Origin of the sequence: Nonomuraea corallina (genome assembly GCF_027620315.1) — a bacterium.
Classification (GTDB): domain Bacteria; phylum Actinomycetota; class Actinomycetes; order Streptosporangiales; family Streptosporangiaceae; genus Nonomuraea; species Nonomuraea corallina.
Genome location: NZ_JAPNNL010000036.1, coordinates 23,395 through 46,905, shown reverse-complemented (window position 1 = coordinate 46,905; position 23,511 = coordinate 23,395). Strand labels below are relative to the sequence as shown.

General features: G+C 73.1%; 17 protein-coding genes. 7 read left to right on the top strand and 10 right to left on the bottom strand.

Going from position 1 to position 23,511, the window contains the following annotated elements; all coding sequences use genetic code 11:
* A partial coding sequence (locus OUY22_RS12230; protein ID WP_270154995.1) for an AAA family ATPase occupies window positions 1-1,009 on the bottom strand: 1,009 nt, incomplete at its 3' end.
* A gap of 120 nt (window positions 1,010-1,129) precedes the next feature.
* Between OUY22_RS12230 and OUY22_RS12225 the strand changes: the two genes are divergently transcribed.
* Entirely contained in the window at window positions 1,130-2,626 is a 1,497-nt protein-coding gene (locus OUY22_RS12225) for an ATP-binding protein (RefSeq protein ID WP_270154994.1), read from the top strand.
* Window positions 2,627-2,692: 66 nt separating this feature from the next.
* On the opposite strand, the gene OUY22_RS12220 is transcribed toward OUY22_RS12225, so the two are convergent.
* On the bottom strand, window positions 2,693-3,313 hold the full coding sequence (locus OUY22_RS12220) for a phosphotransferase (RefSeq protein ID WP_270154993.1): 621 nt from the start codon (window positions 3,311-3,313) through the stop codon (window positions 2,693-2,695).
* A gap of 144 nt (window positions 3,314-3,457) precedes the next feature.
* Here OUY22_RS12220 and OUY22_RS12215 point away from each other — a divergent pair, with 144 nt between their 5' ends.
* Both OUY22_RS12215 and OUY22_RS12210 read left to right on the top strand, forming a co-directional pair.
* On the top strand, window positions 3,458-5,146 hold the full coding sequence (locus tag OUY22_RS12215) for an ABC transporter transmembrane domain-containing protein (RefSeq protein ID WP_270154992.1): 1,689 nt from the start codon (window positions 3,458-3,460) through the stop codon (window positions 5,144-5,146).
* Window positions 5,146-6,918 (top strand): ABC transporter ATP-binding protein, encoded by a 1,773-nt coding sequence (locus OUY22_RS12210; protein ID WP_270154991.1) that lies wholly within the window; start codon window positions 5,146-5,148, stop codon window positions 6,916-6,918. The genes OUY22_RS12215 and OUY22_RS12210 overlap by 1 nt, the downstream gene beginning before the upstream one ends.
* Before the next feature lie 49 nt (window positions 6,919-6,967).
* On the opposite strand, the gene OUY22_RS12205 is transcribed toward OUY22_RS12210, so the two are convergent.
* The gene (locus OUY22_RS12205) at window positions 6,968-9,034 is read right to left on the bottom strand and encodes a S9 family peptidase (protein WP_270154990.1); all 2,067 of its coding nucleotides are present in this window, start codon (window positions 9,032-9,034) and stop codon (window positions 6,968-6,970) included.
* A 34-nt stretch (window positions 9,035-9,068) separates the two neighbouring features.
* Here OUY22_RS12205 and mshB point away from each other — a divergent pair, with 34 nt between their 5' ends.
* Both mshB and OUY22_RS12195 read left to right on the top strand, forming a co-directional pair.
* Window positions 9,069-9,974 (top strand): N-acetyl-1-D-myo-inositol-2-amino-2-deoxy-alpha-D-glucopyranoside deacetylase, encoded by a 906-nt coding sequence (gene mshB, locus OUY22_RS12200; RefSeq protein ID WP_270154989.1) that lies wholly within the window; start codon window positions 9,069-9,071, stop codon window positions 9,972-9,974.
* Window positions 9,975-9,985: 11 nt separating this feature from the next.
* Window positions 9,986-10,408 (top strand): DUF6113 family protein, encoded by a 423-nt coding sequence (locus OUY22_RS12195; RefSeq protein WP_270154988.1) that lies wholly within the window; start codon window positions 9,986-9,988, stop codon window positions 10,406-10,408.
* A 149-nt stretch (window positions 10,409-10,557) separates the two neighbouring features.
* On the opposite strand, the gene OUY22_RS12190 is transcribed toward OUY22_RS12195, so the two are convergent.
* A complete protein-coding gene (locus tag OUY22_RS12190; RefSeq protein ID WP_270154987.1) occupies window positions 10,558-11,475 on the bottom strand; it encodes a hypothetical protein in 918 nt (305 codons plus the stop codon).
* A 75-nt stretch (window positions 11,476-11,550) separates the two neighbouring features.
* Between OUY22_RS12190 and OUY22_RS12185 the strand changes: the two genes are divergently transcribed.
* Window positions 11,551-11,982 carry a hypothetical protein gene (locus tag OUY22_RS12185; protein WP_270154986.1) on the top strand — a complete coding sequence of 144 codons (432 nt, stop codon included), beginning with the start codon at window positions 11,551-11,553 and terminating at the stop codon, window positions 11,980-11,982.
* A gap of 30 nt (window positions 11,983-12,012) precedes the next feature.
* Entirely contained in the window at window positions 12,013-12,948 is a 936-nt protein-coding gene (locus OUY22_RS12180) for an MBL fold metallo-hydrolase (protein ID WP_270154985.1), read from the top strand.
* Here OUY22_RS12180 and OUY22_RS12175 read toward each other — a convergent pair whose 3' ends face one another.
* The 6 genes from OUY22_RS12175 to OUY22_RS12150 form a co-directional block, all read right to left on the bottom strand.
* A complete protein-coding gene (locus tag OUY22_RS12175; protein ID WP_408638148.1) occupies window positions 12,949-15,450 on the bottom strand; it encodes a penicillin acylase family protein in 2,502 nt (833 codons plus the stop codon).
* A 277-nt stretch (window positions 15,451-15,727) separates the two neighbouring features.
* Window positions 15,728-16,828 (bottom strand): cysteine--tRNA ligase, encoded by a 1,101-nt coding sequence (locus tag OUY22_RS12170; protein ID WP_270154983.1) that lies wholly within the window; start codon window positions 16,826-16,828, stop codon window positions 15,728-15,730.
* A 16-nt stretch (window positions 16,829-16,844) separates the two neighbouring features.
* A complete protein-coding gene (locus tag OUY22_RS12165) occupies window positions 16,845-18,677 on the bottom strand; it encodes a sigma factor-like helix-turn-helix DNA-binding protein (protein ID WP_270154982.1) in 1,833 nt (610 codons plus the stop codon).
* A gap of 59 nt (window positions 18,678-18,736) precedes the next feature.
* A complete protein-coding gene (locus OUY22_RS12160; RefSeq protein ID WP_270154981.1) occupies window positions 18,737-20,557 on the bottom strand; it encodes a UvrD-helicase domain-containing protein in 1,821 nt (606 codons plus the stop codon).
* A 4-nt stretch (window positions 20,558-20,561) separates the two neighbouring features.
* Complete coding sequence (locus OUY22_RS12155; RefSeq protein WP_270154980.1) at window positions 20,562-22,517, bottom strand: ICP22 family protein; 1,956 nt, start codon at window positions 22,515-22,517, stop codon at window positions 20,562-20,564.
* 133 nt (window positions 22,518-22,650) lie between these two features.
* The gene (locus tag OUY22_RS12150) at window positions 22,651-23,424 is read right to left on the bottom strand and encodes a class I SAM-dependent methyltransferase (RefSeq protein ID WP_270154979.1); all 774 of its coding nucleotides are present in this window, start codon (window positions 23,422-23,424) and stop codon (window positions 22,651-22,653) included.
* Window positions 23,425-23,511: the final 87 nt, after the last annotated feature.

Genomic DNA, 23,511 nt, shown 5'->3' with positions numbered 1-23,511 from the left:
GGCGGCGGGCCGGCGGCGCCTCCGCGTAGGCGACGGCGCGCACCGTCTCGTCCGTGAACACGTACCGCCCGCCGTCCGCCCTGATCAGCCCGGCGCGCTCGGCCGGCGCCAGGACGGCGAGGGGATCGGCCGGCAGGAGGTCCCGGCGCGGCCGCCCCTCGGCGCCGGGCTCGGGCCGCCACCCGGCCGGCCGGCGGAGAGTCTCGGTGTCCAGCCCGGGGTGGGCGGCGAGCAGGAGGAGCAGGAACCGGGTGGCCTGCGGGAGCCGGGCCAGCCGCTCGGCGTGCGCGCGGTGCAGGCGGCCGCCCGGTGGGAGGCCCGTGGGCGGCGCGGCCAGCCCGGCGAGCTGCTCGGGCGTCAGCGATCCGACGAGCTCGCGCCACGCCAGCGGGTTGCCCCCCGCCAGGCGGGCCAGGCAGGCGTCCAGGTCGTCGGGGAGCGCGCCCGCCAGCTCGTGGGCCAGCGCCCGGCACGAGGCGGGGTCCAGCCCTTCCAGCGCCCGCACGGGCACGTCCTCCGGCAGCCCGGCCGGGTCCCGCACCGCCAACAGCAGCGCGATCCGCTCGCCCGACACCCTCCTGGCCGCGAAGCCCAGCGTCTCCCTGCTGACCTCGTCGAGCAGGTGCAGGTCGTCCACGCACACCAGCACAGGCTCGGCCGCCGCCAGCTCGGCCAGGAACTCCAGCACCGCGGCGGGCACCGCCATCCCGCCCCCGGCCGCGCCCAGCCGTAGCGCCCGCGCCAGCACCGGCGAGCGGACCAGCCCCGCCACCGGCCGCAGCAGCGCGTGCAGCCCGGACCCGGCCAGCCGCGTCTCCTGCGGCACCCCGCGGGCGCGCAGGACGGTGAACCCGCCGGCCATGGCCTCGGCCCGGCCGAGCACGGCGGTCTTGCCGATGCCCGGCGGTCCCGCCAGGACCAGCGCGCCGCCGTCTCCGGCCCGCGCCGCGTCGAGGAGCAGCCGCACCCTGTCCAGCTCGGCGGCGCGGCCGTACAGCGCCTCTGACATGACCTGAGTGTGACTCGCACATGTCAACCAGAAAAGGGTCCGGCTGTAAAGTCGGCGAAATCGCCGATGGACCGATGGGCTTGATTAGTATGTTTCAGAGCATACAAATGAGGTGACACGATGGAGAAGCCGCAGCGGGTCCTGGCCCGTGAGAAGGAATGGTCGGTGTTGACCAGCTTTCTTGAGCACCCGGATCGCCGGCTGCGGTTGGCCGTCGTGTCCGGCAGGCGGCGGGTGGGGAAGAGCTACCTGCTCCGCGCCCTGGCCGAAACCGCGCATGGTCTCTACGTCACGGCGGTCGCGGAGGAGGGCGTGGCCCCCGCCAGGCGGCGGTTCGCGACGGAGATCGCACGGTACGCGGGAATCGCCCCCGGGCTCATGGCCGACGCCGATTGGGAGACCCTCCTGACCACGGCCATCGAGTTGACGGCGGGTCGGGGCGGGTTGCTGGTGATCGACGAGTTGCCGTACTGGATGGCGCACTCCCCTGAACTGCCCGGCCTGCTGCAACTGCTCTACGACCGGTCGCAGGCGGGAGAGGCTCCGGATGGCGGCCGGGTGATCGTGTGCGGCTCGGCGCTCTCGGTGATGAACGAACTGCTGTCCGGCACGAAGGCACTCCGCGGACGCGCCGCCGTCGACCTGCGGCTGCATCCGTTCAATTTGTCTACCATGGCTCGCCACTGGGGCATCGGTGATCCGCACGCGGCCCTACGGGTGCACGCCGTCTACGGCGGTTCCCCGGGTTACCGCAACCTGGCCAACGTGCCACCGCCGCAATCTCTCGCGGAGGTGGACGACTGGGTCGCGGCCACGGCTCTCGACCCCAGCCAGGCGTTGTTCTCGGAGAGCGAGAGCGAGTATCTGCTCCGAGAGGACCCGCGCTTCACGGGAAGCTCTTTGCACTACGCGATCATCAACGCGGTCGCCGGTGGAGCGACGAGCCCAAGCAAGATCGGCGGCTTGCTGGAACTGTCCCGCACGTCGCTGACTCGCCCCATCGAGGCGCTGGTCACCGCAGGTTACCTGCGGTACGACAGCGATCCGTTGTGGGAGCGGCGTCCGGTGATCAGCGTGGTCGACCCCATCGTACGGTTCCACAATCTGATCACCGTGCCGCAGCGCGACCTGGTGGAGACCGGCCAGGGAGCGGAGGCCTGGCGCAGGGCACGACCCACCTTCGACTCCCGGGTCCTCGGCCCGCACTTCGAGGAGTGCGCCAGGGGTTGGCTGCGGGGTCGGTCGGCCACCGCGCTGCGCGCCGCAGGGCAGGTCACCTCGACGGTGGTCAACGACGGGAAGGGCCGGGCCAAGCACGAGATCGACGTCATCGCGCTGGACAAGCGAGGCGGTCGAGCGGTCGTCGGCCTCATCGGCGAGGCGAAGGCGACGATCACCAAGAGGGGGGTCGCCGATCTCGACTGGTTGGACCTGCTCGCAGGGCTGCTTTCGCAGCAGGGCCACGACACCTCGGCGGCGACGCTCGCGATCTTCTCACTGACGGGTTTCCACCGGGATCTCATCGAGGCGGCGCAGGCGCGGGGCGACGTGCTCCTCGCCGATCTGGAAACGCTTTTCGGGGCTCGGGAGCCGGTGGTCACGGCCGGAGAAGGCTGAATCGGCCGGGAGCAGGCCCCGGCGGGGGAGCGTTCGGATCGAACGGCTGGTCGGGGCCGGCGGCGATCAGGCCACCCAGTCGGCGGTGTCGTCGATCCGCTGCCGCCACAGCTTCTCGCCCTCGCCGCCCGGCTCCCACCGCGCGGCGAACTCCAGCAGGTTGCGGCAGCGGGTGAGCATGGACGCGTGCCGCTCCTCCCACGAGGGCACCGGCCCCGCGTAGGCCTCGAAGAAGTGCCGCAGGTGGGGCACGTGCTCCGGATGGTGGGCGCGGACGATCCACTCGCACCACGCCAGGTCCTCCACCGGCCGGCCGGGATGCGCCCACTCCCAGTCGAGGATCGCCACCGCCTCGAACGTCTCGGGGTCGAACAGCATGTTCTGCGGCCCGTAGTCGCCGTGCACGAACCCCATCCGGTGCAGCCGGGCCAGCGCCCGGCCGCACTCGGCGAGGACCTCGACCGGGTGGCCGTCGTCGAGCAGGTCCTGACCGTGGACGCCGGGCACGTAGGCCATGCTCACGCTGGTGTCGGTGACCGCGTGCAGCCTCGGCACCGGCAGCCGCCGGCGCAGGCGCCGCAGGAACCGCGCCTCCGTCCGGAGCCGGACGGCGGCGTCGGGCCCCTGATAGCACTTGACGACCAGAGCGCCGTCTCCGACTGTGCTGTTGGTGTACCCGTGTTCCACGAGAGACGATTCTGGCGTACTCATGGGGCGGGTGTGAGGGGGCGCGCCCAGACTGTCATACCTTGTACGAAACGTCGGGTGATCGACACGCTCCGGGTAAATGGTTTGCCGATCAACCTGCGGCTTTGCGACTGTTGACGGGCCATGCGAAGCCTTCCCGACGCCGACCCCGGCACGCCCGACATCCGCAGCCCGTTCCGCTATCTGTGGTGGAACGCCCGGCGGCAGCGCCGCGCGCTCCTCGGCGGCATCGCCTTCGCCACCGCCTGGTGGCTCGCCCAGGCCCTGGTGCCGGCCGCGATCGGGATGGGCGTCGACGCGCTCCGGGTCAAGGACACCGGCGCGCTGCTCGGCTGGTCGGCCATCCTGCTCGGGCTCGGGCTGGTGCAGGCGTTCACCGGGATCATGCGGCACCGGTTCGCCGTCTACAACTGGCTGTCGGCCGCCTACCGCACCGTCCAGCTGACCACCCGGCAGGCGGCCAGGCTCGGCGCCACCCTGTCCAAACGGCTGTCGACCGGCGAGGTCGTCAGCGTCGGCAACTCCGACATCGCGCACATCGGCGGCTCGATGGACATCCTGCTGCGCGCCTCCGGGGCCGTCATGGCGATCGTCACCGTGACCGTGATCCTCGTCTCCACCTCGCCCGTGCTCGGGCTCATGGTCCTGATCGGCGTGCCCGTCATGACGGCGGCGGTCGCGCCGCTGCTGCGCCCCCTGCACCGCAGGCAGAAGCGGCAGCGCGACCTGGCCGGCGAGCTGTCGACCAGGTCCGCCGACATCGTGGCCGGCCTGCGGGTGCTCCGCGGCATCGGCGGCGAGCAGGTGTTCGCCGAGCGCTACCGCGAGGAGTCGCAGCGCGTCCGGCACGCGGGCGTCGGCGTCGCCCGGGTGGAGTCGCTGCTCGAAGGCGCCCAGATCGTGCTGCCCGGACTGCTCATCGCGCTCGTCACCAGCGTCGGCGCGGCCTTCGCGGTCGACGACCGGATCACCGTCGGCCAGCTCGTCGCCTTCTACGCGTACGCGGTCTTCCTGATCGCGCCGATGCGCACGATCACCGAGGCGGCCGACCGGCTCACCAAGGGACACGTGGCCGCCCGCCGGGTGGTGCGGATCCTGTCCATCGAGCCGGAGGTGACCGGCGGCACGGGCAGCGCCGCGGGCGGCGTGCTGCGCGACAGCTACAGCGGCGTCACCCTGCAGCCGGGCACGCTCACCGCGCTCGCCGCGGCCCGGCCCGAGGACGCCATCGAGATCGCCGACCGGCTGGGCCGCTACTCCACCGGCGACGTCACCTTCGGCTCCACCGACCTGGCGGCCCTGCCGATGGCCGAGGTGCGCTCGCGCATCCTGGTGGCCGACAACGGCGCCCGCCTGTTCAGCGGGCCGCTGCGGGAGGAGCTGGACGTGCGCGGCACCGCGCCCCGGGAGCGGATCGACCGGGCGCTGCGCGCGGCCTGCGCCGAGGACATCGTCGAGACGCTGCCCGGCGGGCTCGACGCGGAGGTGGCGGAGGCGGGACGGGAGTTCTCCGGCGGGCAGCAGCAGCGGCTCCGGCTGGCCCGGGCGCTGCTGGCGGATCCCGAGGTGCTCATCCTGGTCGAGCCGACCAGCGCCGTCGACGCCCACACCGAGGCGCGCGTCGCCGGCCGGCTGGCGGCGGCCCGCGCGGGCCGCACCACGCTGGTCTGCACGACAAGCCCGCTGGTGCTGGACCGGACCGACCACGTCTTCTACGTCGAGGACGGCCGGGTCGCGGCCGAGGGCGGCCACCGCGACCTGCTGGCGGCCTGCCCGGCGTACGCGGCCGCGGTGACGCGAGGGGAGACCTGATGGCCCGCGAGATCCTCCCGGTCGCCGACCGGAGGCAGGTGCGCGCCTACGCGCGCCGGTTGACGTTGAAGTATCCCCGGCGGCTCGCCGCCGCCCTGGCCCTGCACGCGCTCGCCGCCGTCGCCGGTCTGGTGGTGCCGTGGCAGCTCGGCGCGCTCGTCGAGGACGTCGAGCGCGGCGTCGCGGTGAACGTGGCGCTGTTCGCCGCCGGGGTCGCCGGGTTCATGCTGCTGCAGGGCGTGCTGGTCAGGTACGCGGTGCTGGCCTCGGCCAGGCTGGGCGAGAAGGTGCTGGCCGAGCTGCGCGAGGAGTTCGTCGAACGGGTGCTCGCCCTGCCGCTGTCGACCGTGGAACGGGCGGGGGCGGGCGACCTGCTGACCCGGACGTCGCGCGACGTCGACTCGCTGTCCAGGACGGTACGGCACGCGGTGCCGGAGACCCTGATCGCCGCCGTCACGTTCGTCATCACCATCGGCGCGATCGTGCTGGTGAGCCCGCTGCTCATGCTGCCGATGCTGCTGGCCGCGCCCCTGATGTACTTCTCCACCCGCTGGTACCTCCACCGGGCCAGGGACGGCTACCTGCGCGAGAACGCCGCGTACGCGGAGATGACCGAGGGGCTGGCCGAGACCGTGGAGGGCGCCAGGGCCGTGGAGGCGCTCGGCCTGGAACGGCGGCGGCGGGAGCGGGCCGACCGCGACATCGCCGGCTCGTTCGCCGCCGAACGCTACACGCTCGGGCTGCGCACCCTCTGGTTCCCTTCGGTCGAGCTGGGCTACATGGTGCCGGTCGTGGCGACGCTGCTGGCCGGCGGGTTCCTCCACAGCGGCGGGTGGGTGACGCTGGCGCAGGTCACCTCCGCCGTCCTCTACGCCCAGCAGCTCGTCGACCCGCTCGACCGGTTCCTCATGTGGGTCGACGAGCTCCAGGTCGGTGGGGCGTCCATGGCGCGGCTGCTCGGCGTCGCGAACGTGCCCGAGGACCGGGAGCCCGCCGGCGGCCGGCCCGCCGACGAGCGGCTCAGCGCCGACCAGGTGCGCTACGCCTACCGGGAGGGCCGGGACGTGCTGCACGGCGTGTCGCTGACCGTGCGGCCCGGCGAGCGGCTGGCCGTGGTGGGGCCGTCGGGCGCGGGCAAGTCGACGCTCGGCAGGCTGCTCGCGGGCATCCACGGGCCCCGCGCCGGGACCGTCACGGTGGGCGGCGTGCCGCTGGTGGAGCTGCCGCCGGCCGAGCTACGCGGCCACGTCGCGCTGGTCACCCAGGAGCACCACGTGTTCAAGGGCACGCTCAGGGACAACCTGCTGATCGCCCGCCCCGGCGCGGACGAGGAGGCGGTACGCGACGCGCTCGCCGCCGTGGACGCCCTGGACTGGGCGCTCGGCCTGCCCGACGGGCTCGACACGGTGGTCGGCTCCGGCGGCCTGACGGTCTCACCCGCGCACGCGCAGCAGCTGGCGCTGGCCCGGCTCGTGCTCGCCGACCCGCACACGCTGGTGCTGGACGAGGCCACGTCGCTGATCGACCCCCGGGCCGCCAGGAACCTGGAGCGCTCGCTCGCCGCGGTGCTGGACGGGCGCACGGTCATCGCCATCGCGCACCGGCTCCACACCGCGCACGACGCGGACCGGGTGGCGGTGGTGGAGGACGGCCGGATCACCGAACTGGGCTCCCACGACGAGCTGGTGGCGGCGGGCGGCTCCTACGCCGCTCTGTGGCAGAGCTGGCACGGCGCCCCGGCCGATCCCGCTCCGGTGCGCGCCTCCACCTGACCCCGGACCACGGTCTGCCTCCGCGGGAGACCGTGGTCCGTCGCGCCGCTCAGAGGTGCAGGGACCTCTTGAGGAAGTCGACCTGGAGCAGCATCAGGTTCTCCGCCACGACCTCCTGCGGCGTCATGTGCGTGACGCCCGACAGCGGCAGCACGGTGTGCGCCCGCCCGGCCGCGAGCAGCGCCGACGACAGGCGGAGCGTGTGGGCCGCCACCACGTTGTCGTCCGCCAGCCCGTGGATGAGCAGCAGCGGCCGCTCCAGCTCGGCGGCGTCGCCGAACAGCGAGGACTTGTCGTACACCTCCGGCTGCTCGCCGGGATGCCCGAGGTAGCGCTCGGTGTAACAGGTGTCGTACAGCCGCCAGTCGGTCACCGGCGCGCCCGCCACGGCCGCGTGGAACACGTCGGGCCTGCGCAGGACCGCCAGCGCCGCCAGGAACCCGCCGAACGACCACCCGCGGATCGCCACCTTGTCCAGGTCGAGGTCGTCGGGGTACTGCTCGGCGACCCCCCGCAGGGCGTCGATCTGGTCCTCCAGCGCGGGCGTGGCCAGGTCGTTAAGCACCGCCCGCTCGAACGCGGGCCCGCGCCCCGGAGTGCCCCGGCCGTCCGCCACGACCACGGCGAAACCCTGCTCGGCGAACCACTGGCTCTCCAGGAAGCCGCCGCGTCTGTTGAGCACCCGCTGGGCGTGCGGTCCGCCGTACGGGTCCATGAGGACCGGCAGCCGCCGCGAGCCCGGCTCGTGCCAGGAGGGCAGCACCACGGCGGTCGCCAGCTCGCGACGGCCGGAACGCCCGAGCGAGACGCGCAGGTCGAGGCCGGGACGCTCGGCGTAGGAGGGGATCGGGACGGCGACGCCGTCGCGGCGCACGACGGTGGTGGTGACGCCCTCGGTGTCGAGGTTCTGCTCGGTGAGCACGCCGACGCCGCCCGCCATCCGGCCGGTGAAGACGCCCGACCCGGTGGAGACCGGCAGCAGCGAGTGGCCGTCCCAGGTCCACAGCTGGATCTCGGTCGGGTCGCCGCTGGCGCTGAACAGCACGCTGTCGTGGTCGACGTCGAGCACCGCGCGCACCTGAAGGGTCGGCGGGGTGACCGGGCGGTCGCCGACGAACAGGCGGTGGCCGCCGTCGGCGACCGCCACCCAGACCAGCGAGCCGTCGTCGAGGTGGGCGGGCACGCCGGAGACGACGTCGACCCAGGCCGGGTCGCGGTCCTCGCGCACCGGCGTGGACTTCCCCGTCTCCGGGTCGACCGACAGCAGCCGCATCGTCTTCTGGTCGCGGGAGAGCGTCACGATCGACAGCGCGTGGGAGTCCCACGCCGCGGTCGCGAGGTACTCGTGCTCGTACGGCACCGTGACCCTGGACCCGTCGAGCCCCAGCACGAACAGCTCGGTCACGGCGTTGGGCGTGCCGGCGGCGGGGTAGCGCTGCGGGGTCGGGGGGCGGCCCGGGTTGGCCGGGTCGGCGATGTACCAGGTCTGGACCGGGGCCTCGTCGGCCCGCTCCACCAGGAGGGCGTCGCCCGCCGGCGACCACCAGAAGCCGCGCATGCGGCCCATCTCCTCGGCGGCGATGAACTCCGCCAGCCCGTAGGTGACCGTCTCCGACTCGGGCGTGGCCAGCGCGCGGTCCTCGCCGGTGGTCAGGTCGTGGACGTGGAGGGCGCCGCCGGTGACGTAGGCGACGCGGCGGCCGTCGGGGGAGAGCCGCGGGTCGATCACCGCTCCCGCGGTCTCCAGCCGGCGGGTGCGCGCCGCGGCCAGGTCGGTCACGTAGAGGCCGCCGGACAGGGCGAACGCCGCCGTGGTGGCGTCGGCGTCGGTCGAGTAGGACACGACGCCGCCCGCCTGCTCGCGGCTGCGCTCGCGGCGGGCGCGCTCCTCCGGCGGCAGGTCCTCCTCGCCGGAGTCGAGCGAACGCGGGTCGACGACCAGCCTCTCGACCTGGGTCTCGGTGTCGAGCTCCCACAGGCACGTCACCGGGTCGGTCCCCGACCCGGTGCGCAGGAACAGCACGCGAGAGCCGTCGGGGGAGAGGGTGAAGCCTCTGGGCACTCCCAGGGTGAAGCGGCGGGTCCTGGCGGACAGGCGCGGGAAGCTCTCACTCATGGGGCCAATCCTGCCAGTTGTTACGCTCGGGACCATGACTGACCGACGGCTGCTGCTGGTGCACGCCCACCCCGACGACGAGTCGATCGGGACCGGCGCCACGATGGCCCGCTACGCCGCCGAGGGCGCCCACGTGACGCTCGTCACCTGCACGCTGGGCGAGGAGGGGGAGATCATCCCCGTCGAGCTCTCGCACCTGGCGTCCGTGGAGGACGACGCGCTCGGCGACTACCGGATCGGCGAGCTGGCCGCCGCCTGCGAGGCGCTCGGCGTCGAGGACCACCGCTTCCTGGGCGGTCCTGGGCGCTGGCGCGACTCCGGGATGATGGGGGCCGCCACCAACGACCGGCCCGGCGCGTTCTGGCAGGCCGACGTGGACGAGGCCGCGGCCGAGCTGGTCACGGTCATCCGCGAGGTGCGGCCCCAGGTCCTCGTCACGTACGACGAGAACGGACACTACGGTCACCCGGACCACATCCAGGCCCACCGCGTCTCCCGGCGGGCGTTCGAGCTGGCGGCGGACCCGGGCTTCGGCGAGGGCGAGCCGTGGCGGATCGCGAAGTTCTACCACACGGCCACGCCCAGGTCGGTGCTGCTCCGGTCCAACGAGGCGCTGCGGGAGGCGGGGACCCCGTTCACGGTCGCGAGCGTGGACGACCTGCCGTTCGGCGACCCCGACGAGGCCGTCACCACGGAGATCGACGCCCGGCCCTGGCTCGGCCACAAGGTCGCGGCGATGCGCGCGCACCGGACCCAGATCACGGTCGCCGAGCCGTGGTTCGCGCTCTCCAACGACATCGGTCAGGAGGTACGGGGGGTCGAGCACTTCGCGCTGGCCATCGGGGAGCGCGGTCCCGCCGTGCCCGGCCCGCCGCCGGAGACCGGCGGTCTCGGCGAGCCGCACGTACGCGAGAACGATCTGTTCGCCGGGATCCACTAACCTCGATCGACATGGAGCAACGCAGCCAGGCCGAGTCGGCGCTGGGAGGAGCCGCCTACGGCATGCTCTTCGTCCTGGGCGTCGTCATGGGCGTGGTGGGCGGGTTCACGCACGGCGCGTGGCCGGGGTTCCCGGTCGTCTCGGCGGTGCTCTGGGTGCTCCTGGTCTTCGGCGTCTCGCTGGGGGCGGGCAAGCTGATGCGCGGCCGTGCGCCGGCGGCCGTCACGTCGGCCGGATGGCTGCTGGTGTCGATGGCGTTCTCGGTCCAGCTGGGCGCGGGCGACCTGGTCATCTCCGGCAACCTGGCCGGGCACGTGTATCTGTACGGCGGGATGGCGGCGGTCGTCGCGGCATTCCTGATGTCGCCCTCGACCGGGGGTTCGTGGCTGCTGCGCGGATATCCGGAGAGTCGCGGGCTCGGCCCGGCGAAATAGGCGTGCCGGGGGCGTGAATGCGCTGCGCGATAGCACGACAGGTCAATTGCTGACTTGTCAGGGCAGGCAATATAAGAGCGGATAAATATAACTCTGCGTTTCTCCCGGTCCGGCGGAGGAAGGGAGGCCGCCGGACCGGGAGAGCGCGGTCACCGCACCGGCGGCGTCACGGTCTCCGACGGGGGCGGAGTGTCCGTGGGCGGGTCGGTCGGCGGGTCGGTGGGCGCGTCCGTCGGCACGTCCGTCGGTCCGTCGGTGGGGGTGTCGGTGGGGGTGTCGGTCGGCCCCGGGCACGTCGGGATCTCGGTCGGCTCGACCGTCGGCAGGTCCGGCGGCGGGTCGGTCGGCAGGTCCGTCGGCGAACTCGTGGGCAGGTCGGTCGGCACGTCCGTCGGCGGGTCCGTGATGGTCGGCGGCACCGAAGGAGGCACCGAAGGAGGCACCGAAGGAGGCAGACTGGGCGTGACCGTGGGATCGACCGTGGGGGTCACGGTCGGGTCCGCGGTCGGGTCCACCGTCGGGTCCACCGTGGGGTCCTCCGGTGGCGTTGACGTGGGCGGTTCCGAGGGAGGCGCCGGCTGGCAGGTGAACGTGGCCGTCTCGGTGACCGTCGCGGTGACGGTCTCGGTGACGGTGACCGGCGGCGCGGTGACGGTGACCGTGGGGCCGGGCAGCGGCCACATCCTGATCCTCGGCTTGCCCCGCAGCCAGAAGTCGCCGCGTCCGATCCGCTTGCTGACCTGGCCGGATCCGGCCGCCACCGTCAGCCCGACGGTGAGCGTGCGGCAGGACTTGCGCTTGCAGACCCGCTGCTTGACCCTGAACTTGGCCGCGGTTCCGTACGTCACGGAGACGTCCAGATAGGACATGCCGTCTCTGTCGACGATCTCGGTCTTCGCCACGTACGCCCCGTTGCCGGGGGGTGTGGTGGCGGGTAACGCCGCCGCGGCGGCTGGAGAACCGGTGAAGGATAAGGGGTCGGTGGCTGATGTCTGGGTGATCGCGATTCCGCCTGCTCCGGCCAGTGCTGCGGCTCCGAGCAGCGCGCCCAGGATGGTGGATCTCATAATCCTGCTCTTCTAGGAGATTTCAGGACGCAAATCATTATTCCGATTTGACAAGATTGGTCAAGACTCAGACGCATGGACAGGCGATATCGGTTCCGGCGAATCGTCAATTTCGTTAATCTCACCACTCCTCTCGGCCTGCTCATCGCCATGGTCGGCGGGGCGACCAGGCGATCCGGGCCCTATGGGCTCGTCCTCGCCCACGGCTACCGCTACCGCTTCCCCATCGCCGGGGCGTTCACGGTCGGCAACGTGGTGATCACCAGGCGCGACCACCTCGACGACACGCTGATCGGTCACGAGAACCGGCACGCCACCCAGTGGGCCTGCTGCGCCGGCCTTCCCCTGCTGCCCCTGTATCTGGTCGCCATGCTCGTCTCCGTCGTCGTCTGCGGCGACCAGGCGTCCTACAACCCCTTCGAGCGGCTGGCCGGCCTGGACGAGGGCGGGTACCGGCGCGTCCCGCCGCGCTGGCGCGGACGCGCGGACGGCTCTCCCCGTGGGTGACTGATCCAGCACGCAGGGCAGGGGGTCCGCATGACGCAGATCATCCGTGCTCCGAAGAGGCCAGGTAGTTACCGGGACCGCCTCACCTACGCCCCGTCAGGGCTGCGGGAGGCGATCAGCATCGCCTGGCACAGTGTGTTCCCGCCCGACCTGCACGAGGCCGCCCGCATCCCGGTGGCCCGCGGCGGGCTGCCCCCGGTCGCGGCAGGGGAGACGGCCGTGACCTGGGTCGGGCACGCCACGTACCTGATCAGGACGGGCGGCCTGGCCATCCTGACCGACCCGGTGTGGTCGCGGCGCATCCCCGGCGTGCGGGCCCGGTTGACCCCGCCCGGCATCGCCTGGGAGGACCTGCCGCCTGTCGACGCCGTGGTCATCAGCCACGACCACTACGACCACCTGGACTGGCCCACCGTGCGCAGGCTGCCGAGGGGGACGCCGATGCTCGTGCCGGCCGGGCTCGGCAGGTGGTTCACCGGCCGGGGGTTCACCGAGGTGATCGAGCTGGACTGGTGGGAATCGGCGACCGTCGGCGGGGTGAGCTTCGAGTTCGTGCCCGCCCACCACTGGAGCAGGCGTGGGCTCTTCGACTTCTGCAAGACGCTGTGGGGCGGATGGGTGATCGACGGGTCGGTGTACTTCGCCGGCGACACCGGTTACGGCGAGCGGCTCGCCCAGATCGGCGACCGCCACCCCGGCCTGGACCTGGCGCTGATGCCGATCGGCGCCTACCAGCCGCCCTGGGCGATGGAGCCGGCCCACGTGAACCCGCCGCAGGCCGTGCGGGCCTTCCTGGACGTGGGCGCGCGCCGGATGGCCACCATGCACTGGGGCACGTTCGTCCTGTCCGGCGAGCCGCTGCTGCGCCCGCTGGAGTGGACCCGGGAGCAGTGGGCGGCCCACGGCCTGCCGCGTGAGCGCCTGTGGGACCTGGCCGTGGGGGAGTCGCGCTCGTTCACCTCCTGATCAGGGGCGCAACCGCAGCGTGTGCACGGCCGCCTTGGTCACCGAGGCGGCGTCCGAGCGCATCGGCAACAGCTCGCCCCTGGCCCACAGCTCGGCCTGGTCCCAGTAGTTGTCGTGGAAGGCGTGGCCGGAGGCGCCCGTCAGGTTGATCCACCGGGACTCGTCCAGGTCGCCGAGGTCCACGACCATGCGCATGGACGGCACGGTCGTGACCGCGTACCCCTCCTGCACGTTCCAGCCGGCCGCGTCCACCGCGTCCTTGCCGCCCGCCACGGCCAGCGGGCCCCGGTTGAACAGCGCCTCGATCGGCGCGATCCCCGAGGTGCCGAGCGAGTCGTGGGTGAGCGTGAGCCGGTGCAGGTCGCCCCAGCGCCACGCCTTCACGTCCGGGCCCAGCAGCTCCGCCAGCTCCTGGTAGGCCGAGGCCATGGCCTGGCGCAGGATGTCGTCCCGCCGCTCGGTGACCTGCTCGGTGCGGGTGTCGTCCCAGTACGGGTCCTCGGGGTCGCCCAGCAGCCCGGCGACGACCTCGTACCAGCGGTCGCCGCCGTTCGGCCGGGCGCCCTCCGGCAGCTCGTCGTGGAAGGTCAGCTCCAGCAGGTGCCGCCAGACGGCGTTGAAGTACGCGGCGGCGGCCGACCCGGTGTCCTGGGCGCCGTCCCAGCCGTCGAGCAGCGCCCGCGCCTCCTTGGCGGGGCCGGCCACGTCCACGGCCGTCAGGGCGGGCACCAGCGTCGCGGCGAACAGGTTGCGGTCGTCCCGCTGGACGCGGGCCATCGTCGCGGCGTCCACCTTCCCCTTGGCGATCTCCTCGCGCAGCAGGTCGAGGATGCGCTGCGAGCGGTAGCCGTACGACCAGTCCTTGGTCAGCAGCGGCGCGTAGCGCTGGGGGTCGATGACGGCGTTGTTGGCCGTGACCACGAACCCCTCGGCGGGGTTGCGCACCGACGGGAGCTGGTCGTACGGGATGGGCGCGGTGTTCCAGTCGTACTCGCCGGTCCAGCCGGGCACCGGCACGGTGCCGTCGCCCTTCTTGCGCACCGGGACGCGGCCGGGCGCCTGGTAGCCGATGGTGCCCGAGGTGTCGGCGTAGACCAGGTTCTGCGCGGGCACGTCGAAGAGCGCGGCCGCCGCCCGGAACTCGTGCCAGTCACTCGCCGCGTTCAGCTCGAAGATCGCGTCGACGGTGCGGCCGGGCATGAGCGCGGTCCACGACAGGGCCACCGCGTTGGCCTCGTCGCCGGGTTCCACCTGGCCCATGACCTCGTTGACGAGCGGACCGTGCCGGGTGCCGCGCACGGTGATGGTGACCGGGGCGCCGCCCGCCACCTCGATCCTCTCCTCGCGGGTCTGCAGCGGAACCTGCTCGCCCTGGTAGAGGTAGGTGTCGCCGTCGACCTTCTCCAGGAACAGGTCGGCCACGTCGGGGCCCAGGTTGGTGAAGCCCCAGGCGATCTTGTCGGTGTGCCCGATGATCACGCCGGGGACGCCGGAGAACGAGAAGCCCGTCACGTCGTACGGGCACGCCTCGCTCAGCTCGCGGCAGTGCAGGCCGACCTGGTACCAGACCGAGGGGAGCTGCGCCGACAGGTGCGGGTCGTTGGCCAGGAGCGGCTTGCCGCTCTTCGTGTGCTCGCCGGCGACCACCCACGAGTTGGAGCCGATGCCCTCCCGGTCGGTCGCGCCCATCATGGTCGGCACCGCGTCGAGCGTCCGCGCCGCCTGCCCGAGCACCTGCCTGTCGGCCCGCGGGTCCTGCCGGGTGCGCGGCTCGGCGGTCTGGTCGAAGCGCTCCCGGTCGATCGTGCCCCGGGTGACGATCGGGCTGTGCCGGTCGAAGGGGTAACCGGGGTAGAGCTGGGCGACCCGCTCCGGCGGCAGCTCGGCGAGCGCCAGGCCGCGGTCGATCTCGTCCTCCAGGTTGCTGCGCAGGTCCCAGGCCATGGCCTTGAGCCAGGAGACGGAGTCGAGCGGGGTCCACGGCTCGGGCTCGTAGGCGCCGTTCTGCACCTTGAGGATCGAGTACTCGAGACTGCGGTCGGAGGCGTTGGGGTTGGCGGTGATCCAGGAGTTCACGCCTTGGGCGTAGGAGTCCAGGAAGCGCCTGGTGCGGTCGGTCAGGTCGGGCAGCTCCTGCTCGGCCACCCGGCGCCAGCCCATGGTCCTGATGGCCTTGTCGTTGTCGAGGGTGGCCGCGCCGAACAGCTCCGACAGCCTGCCGGCGGTCACGTGGCGGCGGAAGTCCATCTCCCAGAAGCGGTCCTGGGCGTGCACGAACCCCTGGGCCAGGAAGAGGTCCTCGGCCGTGTCGGCGTAGATATGCGGGATTCCGTATTTATCACGATAAATCTCCACATTCCCGGTGAGGGCGGGGAGCCGTACCGTGCCCTCCAACTGCGGGAACGACTGCCGTACGGTGTAGACCAGCACCGCCGAGAGCACCAGCGCGATAACCACGAGAACGGTCAACACCCGCGCGAACCACCGCAGCGGCCACGGCATCCACGCGTACGGCCTCAACCTCACGTAAACCTCCATCTTGCGCACGCTGGCACCCAGTTTGGCAGCCTTTGTCCACTGCTCTCGCCGCCATCACCGCACGTCATCGTCCGGCCACGAGGGGACAGGTCGCAACCCGGACGCAACCCGGGACCTGCTTATCGTGCGCATGGCGCGCTACCGTCCACACCCCCGCTTCAGGACGGCGCCACCCGGGCGGACGGCTCCTGCCATGCCGTCCGCCCGACCCCTTCCCGCGACCGCTCCTGGCCGCGGGACCTCAGGGCCGGGGCCTGCCGATGTCGGCGGGCAGGTCGAGAGCCAGCACCTGGTCCAGGTGCACGAACGACTCGAACTTCGCGCCCGGCGGCACCGACGCGTCCTGCTCCAGCTCGGCCAGGACGCGCAGCGCCGCCGGGGTGTCGAGGTCGTCGTCGAGCGCCGACTCGGCCCGCTCGACGTGCGCGGCGGCCATCGGCGCGCTCGGCGACTCCGACCACTCGGCCACCCGGGCACGCCAGCGGCGCACGGTCGCGTCGGCCGCCCGCAGCGCGGCCGGGGAGAGGTCCAGGGGGCGGCGGTAGTGGTGCTCCAGGAACGCCAGGCGCACCGCCAGCGGGTCGATCCCGTCGTCCGTCACGGCGGAGAGCTCCGGCGGCTCGCCGCCCTCTGCCAGCAGGCCCGCTCCGTGGACCCAGTGCCGCACCACCTCGTGCCCGGTCACCGCGTCCGCCTGGGCGCGCACGGCCTCGTGGTGCGGTGAGATCAGCTCGGCGCCGCCGGTCAGGATGTCGATCCGCTCGCCCAGCAGCCGCAGTGCCAGAGCCGAGCAGGCGACGTCCGGCCCCGGCAGGCCGCGGCCCCAGGGGGAGTCCCACGCCGCCTCGCCGTCCGCGGGCCGCCACAGCTCCCAGCCCGCCGCGCCGTCCGGGCCGTCCGGGCTGTCCGGGCCGTCCGGGCTGTCGCCTCCCGACAGCTCGCCGTACGAGGGAGAGGTCGCGGCGTCGAAGACCACGCGGCCGTCGGCGACGTGCGCGTGCCCCTGTTCGACCAGCCTGGCGATCAGCCCGAGCAGCTGGTCGGCGTGGTCGGCGGCGCGGGGGGACTGCTCCGGCGGGCGCAGGTTGAGCGCCGCGGCGTCGCGGGCGAACGCCTCGGACTCCTGGGCCGGGTGACCGGCGTCGTCGCCGGCGCGGCAGACCACCATCCGCACGCGGTGCCGTTCCAGGACCCGGCGGATCAGGTCGGACAGCAGCGCCTGGCGCAGGTCGCCGAGGTGGGCCCGGCGGTGGACGGGCGGCGCGCAGGCGTACATCCGCAGCCCGCGGGCGGGCGCGATCTCCTCGACCTGCCGGGTGCGCGTGTCGTAGATCCGCAGCATCCCTCGACCCTAGCCGTCATCCTCCGAGGAAGCCGAGGATGTCGCGGTCGCCCCGCTCGCGCAGCCGGGCGAGAACCTCCTCGCGGGTCGCCGTCTCGGGCAGCCCCACCCGCGCGCCGATCAGCCGCAGCCCTTCCAGCTCGGAGGTCACCGGCGCGGTGTAGCCGATGAGGTAGAGAGCCCGGTTCAGCGGCGGCATCCCGGGAGGGGCCGCCGGCAGGTAGCGGGTGAGCAGCTCGCCGCCGTCGGAGACGGTGAGGAACACGTGGTCGCCCTCGCTCGCCTTGAAGTCGGCGAGCACGTTGCGGATCGAGCCCATCGTCGGCTGGTTGTGCCAGCTGATGACCACGTCGCCGGAGGGCGACGAGGCGGTGAGCGACCCGCCGGGCGCCATGCCCAGGTGCGCGGCGAACCCGGTCGGCAGCGGCGAGCCGGAGCCGCGCAGGTGCTCGGCGTTCACGTCCACCCGGTGCCACCAGCGCCCGTCACGGCTGCGGAAGCTGCGCCGGGTCTCCGAGACGTCCCTGCGGGGCTGGTACGAGCCGCCCTCCCCGGTGGGGGAGGTGCCCGCGACCCGGATCCAGCCGCGCTGGCTGCGCTCGAACCCGGGGCCGCCCGAGTAGGCGCGCACCGAGCTCTCGCTGACGTCGTAGCGGGAGGTCAGGTTGGTCACGATCGTGTTGACCGGGGCCTCGCCGCCGGCCCGCTCGATCTCCCTGACGATCATCTCCCTGATGCCGAGGTACTCCTCGCCGCCCCAGCGGGTCAGGCCGTACTTGTTGCGGTCGAGCCGCAGGAACCGGTCGTCGGCGGTGAGCTGGTTGCGGATGCCGACCAGGCTGTAGTCCTCGCCGATGCGTTCCTGGATCTCCTCCGGGGCCAGCGGCTTGCCCGAGACCGCCAGCACCGCCTCCGCCTTGTCGTTGATGCTGCGCGGCCACGGCACCACGTGCCCGTCGAGCACCCGCAGCTGCGGCACGGCGAGGATCCACCGCTCCGCCACGTCCTCGCGGACGCCGAGCTGGGCCACCATGGTCACCGCCTCGGTGAGCGGGTGCGGCCCGTCGGCGAACAACTGGCGGGTCTTCTCCCGCAGGTCGTCGGCGCCGCCCGCGACCAGCCAGCCGTCGGCCTGCTCGTAGCCGGTCAGCAGCGTGCGCACGAACCGCCAGGCCGGGATGCCCAGCGTGCGCAGCTCGGCCCGGTGCCACGGCACGGCGGCCGTCAGGTCGTCGGCGGGCGCGGCGGAGCCGAGCCGGCCGCGCAGCCAGGTGACGTGCGCGACCAGCGCCGCCGCCTCCGGCCCGCCCAGCCACAGCTCCACGTGGTCGCGCAGGTCGCGCTCGATCTGCCGGATGCGCTCCCTGGTCACCGAGAAGCGCTGGGCCAGCTCGTCCAGCGTGGCCCGGTCGGCCGCGTACAGCCGGTCACGGGCGATGGCCCGCTGCCGCTCGTCCAGCGTCGCGAACACGCCGTCGATCAGCTCCGGCAGCGGCTTGTCCTGCTGGACCGGACCGGGCACGGCGGTCGTGGCCGGCTCCAGCAGCCGGTCGAACACGCCGCTGAACAGTTTCTGCACCACGTCCTTGCCGAGCGTCTCCGGCGTCCGCTCGGCCTCGGCGGGGTCGGAGAAGCGCAGCAGGGGCAGGATGTCGCCCAGCACCAGATGCCCCCAGAAGGCAACGGCGAGGTCGGCGAGCCGGCCCGCCACGGCCTGGGTGCCCACGATGGCGCACGCCCGGTCGAACGGGATCGCCTGCCACCACGCCTCGGGCAGCTGTGACTCTTCCGCGATCGGTGCGATCTGACCAGGTGCGGTCCACCGCAGTGGTGGCGCGATGTCGCTCAAGCTGAGGTTCATTGGGGTCCAACCGGCAACGATAGATATCCGCAGTTCAGACTATGTGATCAGAAGGACAGAAAAGGGCTCCCTCGTCCGGAATGAGAGATATAGAGCATCGACCGGGCCCGGGTGCAGGCCACGTACAGCATGCTCCGTTCCCGCTGCAGCGCGCGCGCCCGGGCGCCGGGCTCCTCGGGAGGCCGCTCCGGCACGACGCCCTCGGCCACCCCGATGAGCGCCACCCGCTCGAACTCCAGCCCCTTGAGACCGGCGAACGTCGACACCCGCACGGGCACGTCACGCAGCGTCCGCTTGGCGGCCCGGACCAGCTCCTGGTTGCGCGCCCCCACCGCGATCGCGTCGGCGGGCACGCCCTCGTCCAGCCAGGCGGCGACGGTGTGCGCCAGACCGGCCAGCTCCGCCTCCGCGCTCGCGTACCCGCGGACCACCGGCCGCGACCCGAACCGCGCCGACCGGAAACCGTACAGCGCCGACATGCCCTTGACCAGCCCGTCGGCCGGCCCCCCGCCGCGCACCCGGACCGCGAACGCCAGCACCTCACGCGACAACCGGTGGGAGACCTTGAGCGAGAACTGGATGGCCGGAATGCCCACGGCGGCGAGCGTCACCCGCGTGTCGGTGACGCGCTGGTGCGGGTCGCCCACGATGAACAGGTCGTCGGCCGCGCGCGGCGCCGCCGCCCGCAGCAGCCGCCACTGCGCCGGGCTGACGTCCTGCCCCTCGTCCACCACGATGTGCCGGTACGGCTTGCGCCCCGGTTCGACGTCGTCGAGCAGGTCGCCGGTCTCCCTCGACAGCAGCAGGCGGGCCTCGTCGATCAGCTCGTCCATGGTCCGCGCGCCCGGCCCGACCAGCGCCGGGCGACGCCCCTCCGCCTGGGCCACGAGCCGCATCGCCAGCCGCTCCGGGTTGTCCACCTCGATGCGCTTGCGTACGAGCTCGTCCTGGATCAGCCGGTCGAGCCGGCCGGACAGCTCGTCGCAGAGCCCCTGCGAGAACGTCACCAGCAGCACCGGCCCGCTGCCGTGCGCCGCCAGGTGGGCGGCGCGGCGCAGCGCGACCGCCGTCTTGCCGGTGCCGGACCCGCCCACCACCAGCACCGGATGGTCGTAGCGGGCCCTGGCCAGCCGGTGCTGCGGCGGGTGCGGGAAGACCCACCAGCCCGGCTCCGTCAGCAGCCGGTCCAGCTCCGCCCTGTCGGCGGCGAACGCGGCCCGGTCAGGGCTGCGCAGCAGCGCCCGGTGGAAGTCCTCCGGGTCGACCCGCTCCTCGGGATCCTCCTCGAAGGCGCGGCAGCCGTCCAGCTCCCGCCACGCCTCGGCCAGCGTGCCGCCCCTGGCCAGCACCGCCAGCGGCACGTACTGGGTGGGCGGCAGCAGCGGCTCCAGCGCGGCCACGTCCGCCTCGGTGGTGATGAGCCGGACCAGCGGCAGCGCACGCACGTCGATGCCGAGCGCCAGCAGGTCGCCGTCGCAGATCGCCTCGAACAGCCGGGAGCCGCCCGCCGACCTGCGTAACGCCGGCTCGATCCGCTCCAGCGACTCGGCGTCCCACTCCTCGACCACGCCGAGCACCGGGTTGACGCCGTAACGGTGCCGGGCCGCGTACGACCAGGCCTCCGGGTCGGGCAGCACGGTGCGCAGCCAATAGACGTCCCGCCGGCGCACCACCACCCCCCGCCGGCCCTCGGCCAGCCGGAGCGTCGCCACCCGCGCGTCCCTGGCGCCCCTGACCGACTCGGGGTGCGGGGCGCCCGCCACGTTCGCGAGGAACCGCCTCAGCGCGACCACGACGTCCCTGCGCACCGGCTGAGCCAGTGCGCCGAGCTCCCTGGGAAACTCAGGGCCGATCGCGAGCCGCGGCACGGCATCAGTCCAGAAGGTGGAGCAGGTCGCGGTCCCCGCGCTCGCGGAGCCTGGTGAGCAGGTCCGGCAGGTTGACCGGGCCCGTCATGCCGATCCGGGTCGCGATCACTCGCGCCGCCTGGTCGCGGGTGCCGCCCGGAGCCGTGTAGCCGACCAGGCGGAGCGCCTTGGTGATCTTCTCCGCTCCGGCCGCGGCCACCGGCAGGTGGCGGGCGCGCAGCACGCCCTCGTCCGACAGCGTGAGGAACAGGTGCCCGCCCTCCTTGGCGCCGACGTCCGCCAGGAGCCGGTCGATCGACTCCAGCACCGGCCGGCCGTGCCAGGTCATGGTCAGCTCACCCGCGGCGCTGCGCACCGTCCTGCTCTCGCCCGGCGACAGCCCCAGGTACGCGGCGAACCCGGTCGGCAGCGCGCACTCGCCGCCCGAGAGCTGCTCGGCCGTCACGTCCACGCGCAGCCACCACCGGCCGTCGGGCTGGCGGAAGCAGCGCCTGGTCTGGGAGACGTCCTTGAGCGGCTGGTACGGCTTGCCCGGCTGCTCACCGGAGCCCGCGCCGTTCGTCTCGCTCTGCACCGGCACCGCCGGGGCGAACGCCTGGAATTGGGACGGCACCGGATCAGGCGGCACGAACCCGGGCGGCAACCCCGGATGCGGCGGCTGCTTCGGGGCGAAAGCGGCCGGCGGCGGGCCGTACGGCGCGCTGAACGCCGACGGCGGCACCGGCTTGCGCGCCGGCAGCGGCCGGTCCGGCAGCGTGGCCAGCACGAACTGCCAGGCGGGCACCTCCAGCGCCTTGATCTCCCGCCCGTGCCAGTCGGCGGCCTGGATCAGCCGCTCCTTGGGAGCGGACGGGCCGATCTTCTCCCGCAGCTCCTCCAGATGCGCCCGGTACGGGGCGGCCTCGTCGCTGGCGAGCCACTCGTCCAGCATGGCGCGCAGCCGGTCCTCGGTGGCGGCGATCTCGGTGGGCGGCACGGCGAACAGCTTGGCGAGCTGGTCCACGGCCGACGGCTGATCCGTGAACACCCGGTTCTGGGCCACGGCCCAGCTCTTGTCGTCCAGGTGGGCGAACGCCGCCTCGATGAGCCGCGGCAGATCCGCCTCCTCGTCCTCCGTCTCACCCTCCGCCGCCCCGTCCCCTTCTTCGGCCGGGCCGGGTCCGTCGTTCTGCGGGCCAGGACCCGGAGAGGCGTTCTGCGCGACCGGGTCCGGTTCGGCGGGCTCCTCGGCGTGGTGCTCGTGGCCGGGGTCGTCGTCGGCCTCGGCTGCGTCGGCCTCGGCTGCGTCGGCCTTGGCGTCGCGCTCCGCGTCCTGCGCGGGGCGATCAGGTCCGGCGTGGGCCTCGGCGCGTTCCTCCGCCGCGTCGCCGTCGGAGGGTGAGCTGTCCGGCTCCTCGCCTACCGGAGCAGCGGCTGAGTGGTGCTCTGCGGCGTGGTGTTCCTGGTCGCCGTCCGTCGGGTGGTGATCAACGGGGTGGGCCGGCTCGTGGGAGGCGGGCGCGGGGGCCGGGGTCTCCTCGTCCAGGGTGGCCGCGCCGGACGCCGATACGGGCGCGGCCGGCGACAGGCGGAGCAGCGCGGAGGAGAACAGCGCCGTCAGCACCGGCCGGGCCTGCACGAACGGCTGGTCCATCAGCTCGCGGCCGGTGAGGGCCAGCAGCCCCGGCCACGACCCGGCCCGGTCGAGCGCGATGGCCACATACGGCTCGTCGGCCTCGTCAGGGTCCAGCATGTGCAGCGCCGGCAGCACGTCACCCACGGCGGCGGCGGGCCAGTGCTCGATGGCGATCTCGGTGAGCAGCTCGCCCAGCGACTCGGGGCCGATGGCCGCGAGCACGCGCGGCATGGGCAGGCTGCGCCACCAGGCGTCGGGCAGTCCCGGCTGCCCGGTGAGCAAAGTGATCGTGGACGTGTCGCTCCACCTCAACGGTGGTACGAGGTCGCTCAGGCAGAAGTTCATCCCGTTCCGTTCACCAGCCCCTCACGCCGCCACGTCGCGGGCCATGCGACGCCGTGTCGCCGTGCCGTCATCTCGCCGCCCACTGAAGAGACCATAGTCCGGCAAAACAGCCCTACGCATCCTGCACTACGCATCAGCGTCGAACGGCGGCAAACCGTAGGCGCACGTAGTCGGCCATCCACCCGGATTCCCGGCGCAGCGCCGGGGCCGCGAGTTCGTTGACCCGCTGGAGCAGGGGTTCGACGAGATCGGGCGCCAGCCCGTCGAGCGCCGACGGGGCGAACATCCGCACCCAGTCCCCGGCCCCTCCTGGGCATTCCTCCAGCGGCGTGGGCCGGTCGAAGTACTCCAGCAGCCGCACGACGAAGCCTTCCGCCTCCAGCCGCCGGGCGTACTCGGCGGGGGAGGGGAAGTACCACGGCAGCTCGGGTTCGCGCAGGCCGTACTCGCGCCAGGCGGTCAGCATCGCGGTGGTCAGCTCGGCGCAATTGCCCGCCCCGCCCATCTCGGCGACGAACCGGCCGCCGGGCAGCAGCGCCTCCCGCACGCTGGCGATCACCGCGTCCGGGCGGTTCATCCAGTGCAGCGCGGCGTTGGAGAAGACGGCGTCGTACGGGCGGGCCACGGTGAAGTCGTGCGCGTCGCCGACGATGAAGGTGATGCCCGGATACTGGGCCAGCGCCTTCTCGATCATCGCGCCCGAGCCGTCGATGCCCAGCACCTCGGCGCCGCGGAAGGCGATCTGGGCGGTCAGCACCCCGGTGCCGCACCCGAGATCGAGGACGCGCTCGCCCGGCTGCGGGTCGAGCAGGTCGACCAGCGGCTCGCCCTGGGTGGAGACGTAGCCGAAGCTGCTGTCGTGGACGCGACTGTTCCACCGCTCCAGGCCCGGTGTGTCGTACCGCAAGACGATCAGCTCTCAATCGTGAGACATCGGGCCCCCGTGGCCGTGCTGTCGGTTCACTTTAGAGCTAGATGGTCGCTACGACACACC

Coding starts and splice junctions, on each gene's coding strand:
- OUY22_RS12215 (WP_270154992.1), top strand. CDS start 3,458: ATGCGAAGCCTTCCCGACGCCGACCCCGGCACGCCCGACATCCGCAGC.
- OUY22_RS12225 (WP_270154994.1), top strand. CDS start 1,130: ATGGAGAAGCCGCAGCGGGTCCTGGCCCGTGAGAAGGAATGGTCGGTG.
- OUY22_RS12190 (WP_270154987.1), bottom strand. CDS start 11,475: ATGAGATCCACCATCCTGGGCGCGCTGCTCGGAGCCGCAGCACTGGCC.
- OUY22_RS12170 (WP_270154983.1), bottom strand. CDS start 16,828: ATGCTGCGGATCTACGACACGCGCACCCGGCAGGTCGAGGAGATCGCG.
- OUY22_RS12205 (WP_270154990.1), bottom strand. CDS start 9,034: ATGAGTGAGAGCTTCCCGCGCCTGTCCGCCAGGACCCGCCGCTTCACC.
- OUY22_RS12180 (WP_270154985.1), top strand. CDS start 12,013: ATGACGCAGATCATCCGTGCTCCGAAGAGGCCAGGTAGTTACCGGGAC.
- OUY22_RS12155 (WP_270154980.1), bottom strand. CDS start 22,517: ATGAACTTCTGCCTGAGCGACCTCGTACCACCGTTGAGGTGGAGCGAC.
- OUY22_RS12195 (WP_270154988.1), top strand. CDS start 9,986: ATGGAGCAACGCAGCCAGGCCGAGTCGGCGCTGGGAGGAGCCGCCTAC.
- mshB (WP_270154989.1), top strand. CDS start 9,069: ATGACTGACCGACGGCTGCTGCTGGTGCACGCCCACCCCGACGACGAG.
- OUY22_RS12185 (WP_270154986.1), top strand. CDS start 11,551: ATGGACAGGCGATATCGGTTCCGGCGAATCGTCAATTTCGTTAATCTC.
- OUY22_RS12210 (WP_270154991.1), top strand. CDS start 5,146: ATGGCCCGCGAGATCCTCCCGGTCGCCGACCGGAGGCAGGTGCGCGCC.
- OUY22_RS12175 (WP_408638148.1), bottom strand. CDS start 15,450: ATGCCGTGGCCGCTGCGGTGGTTCGCGCGGGTGTTGACCGTTCTCGTG.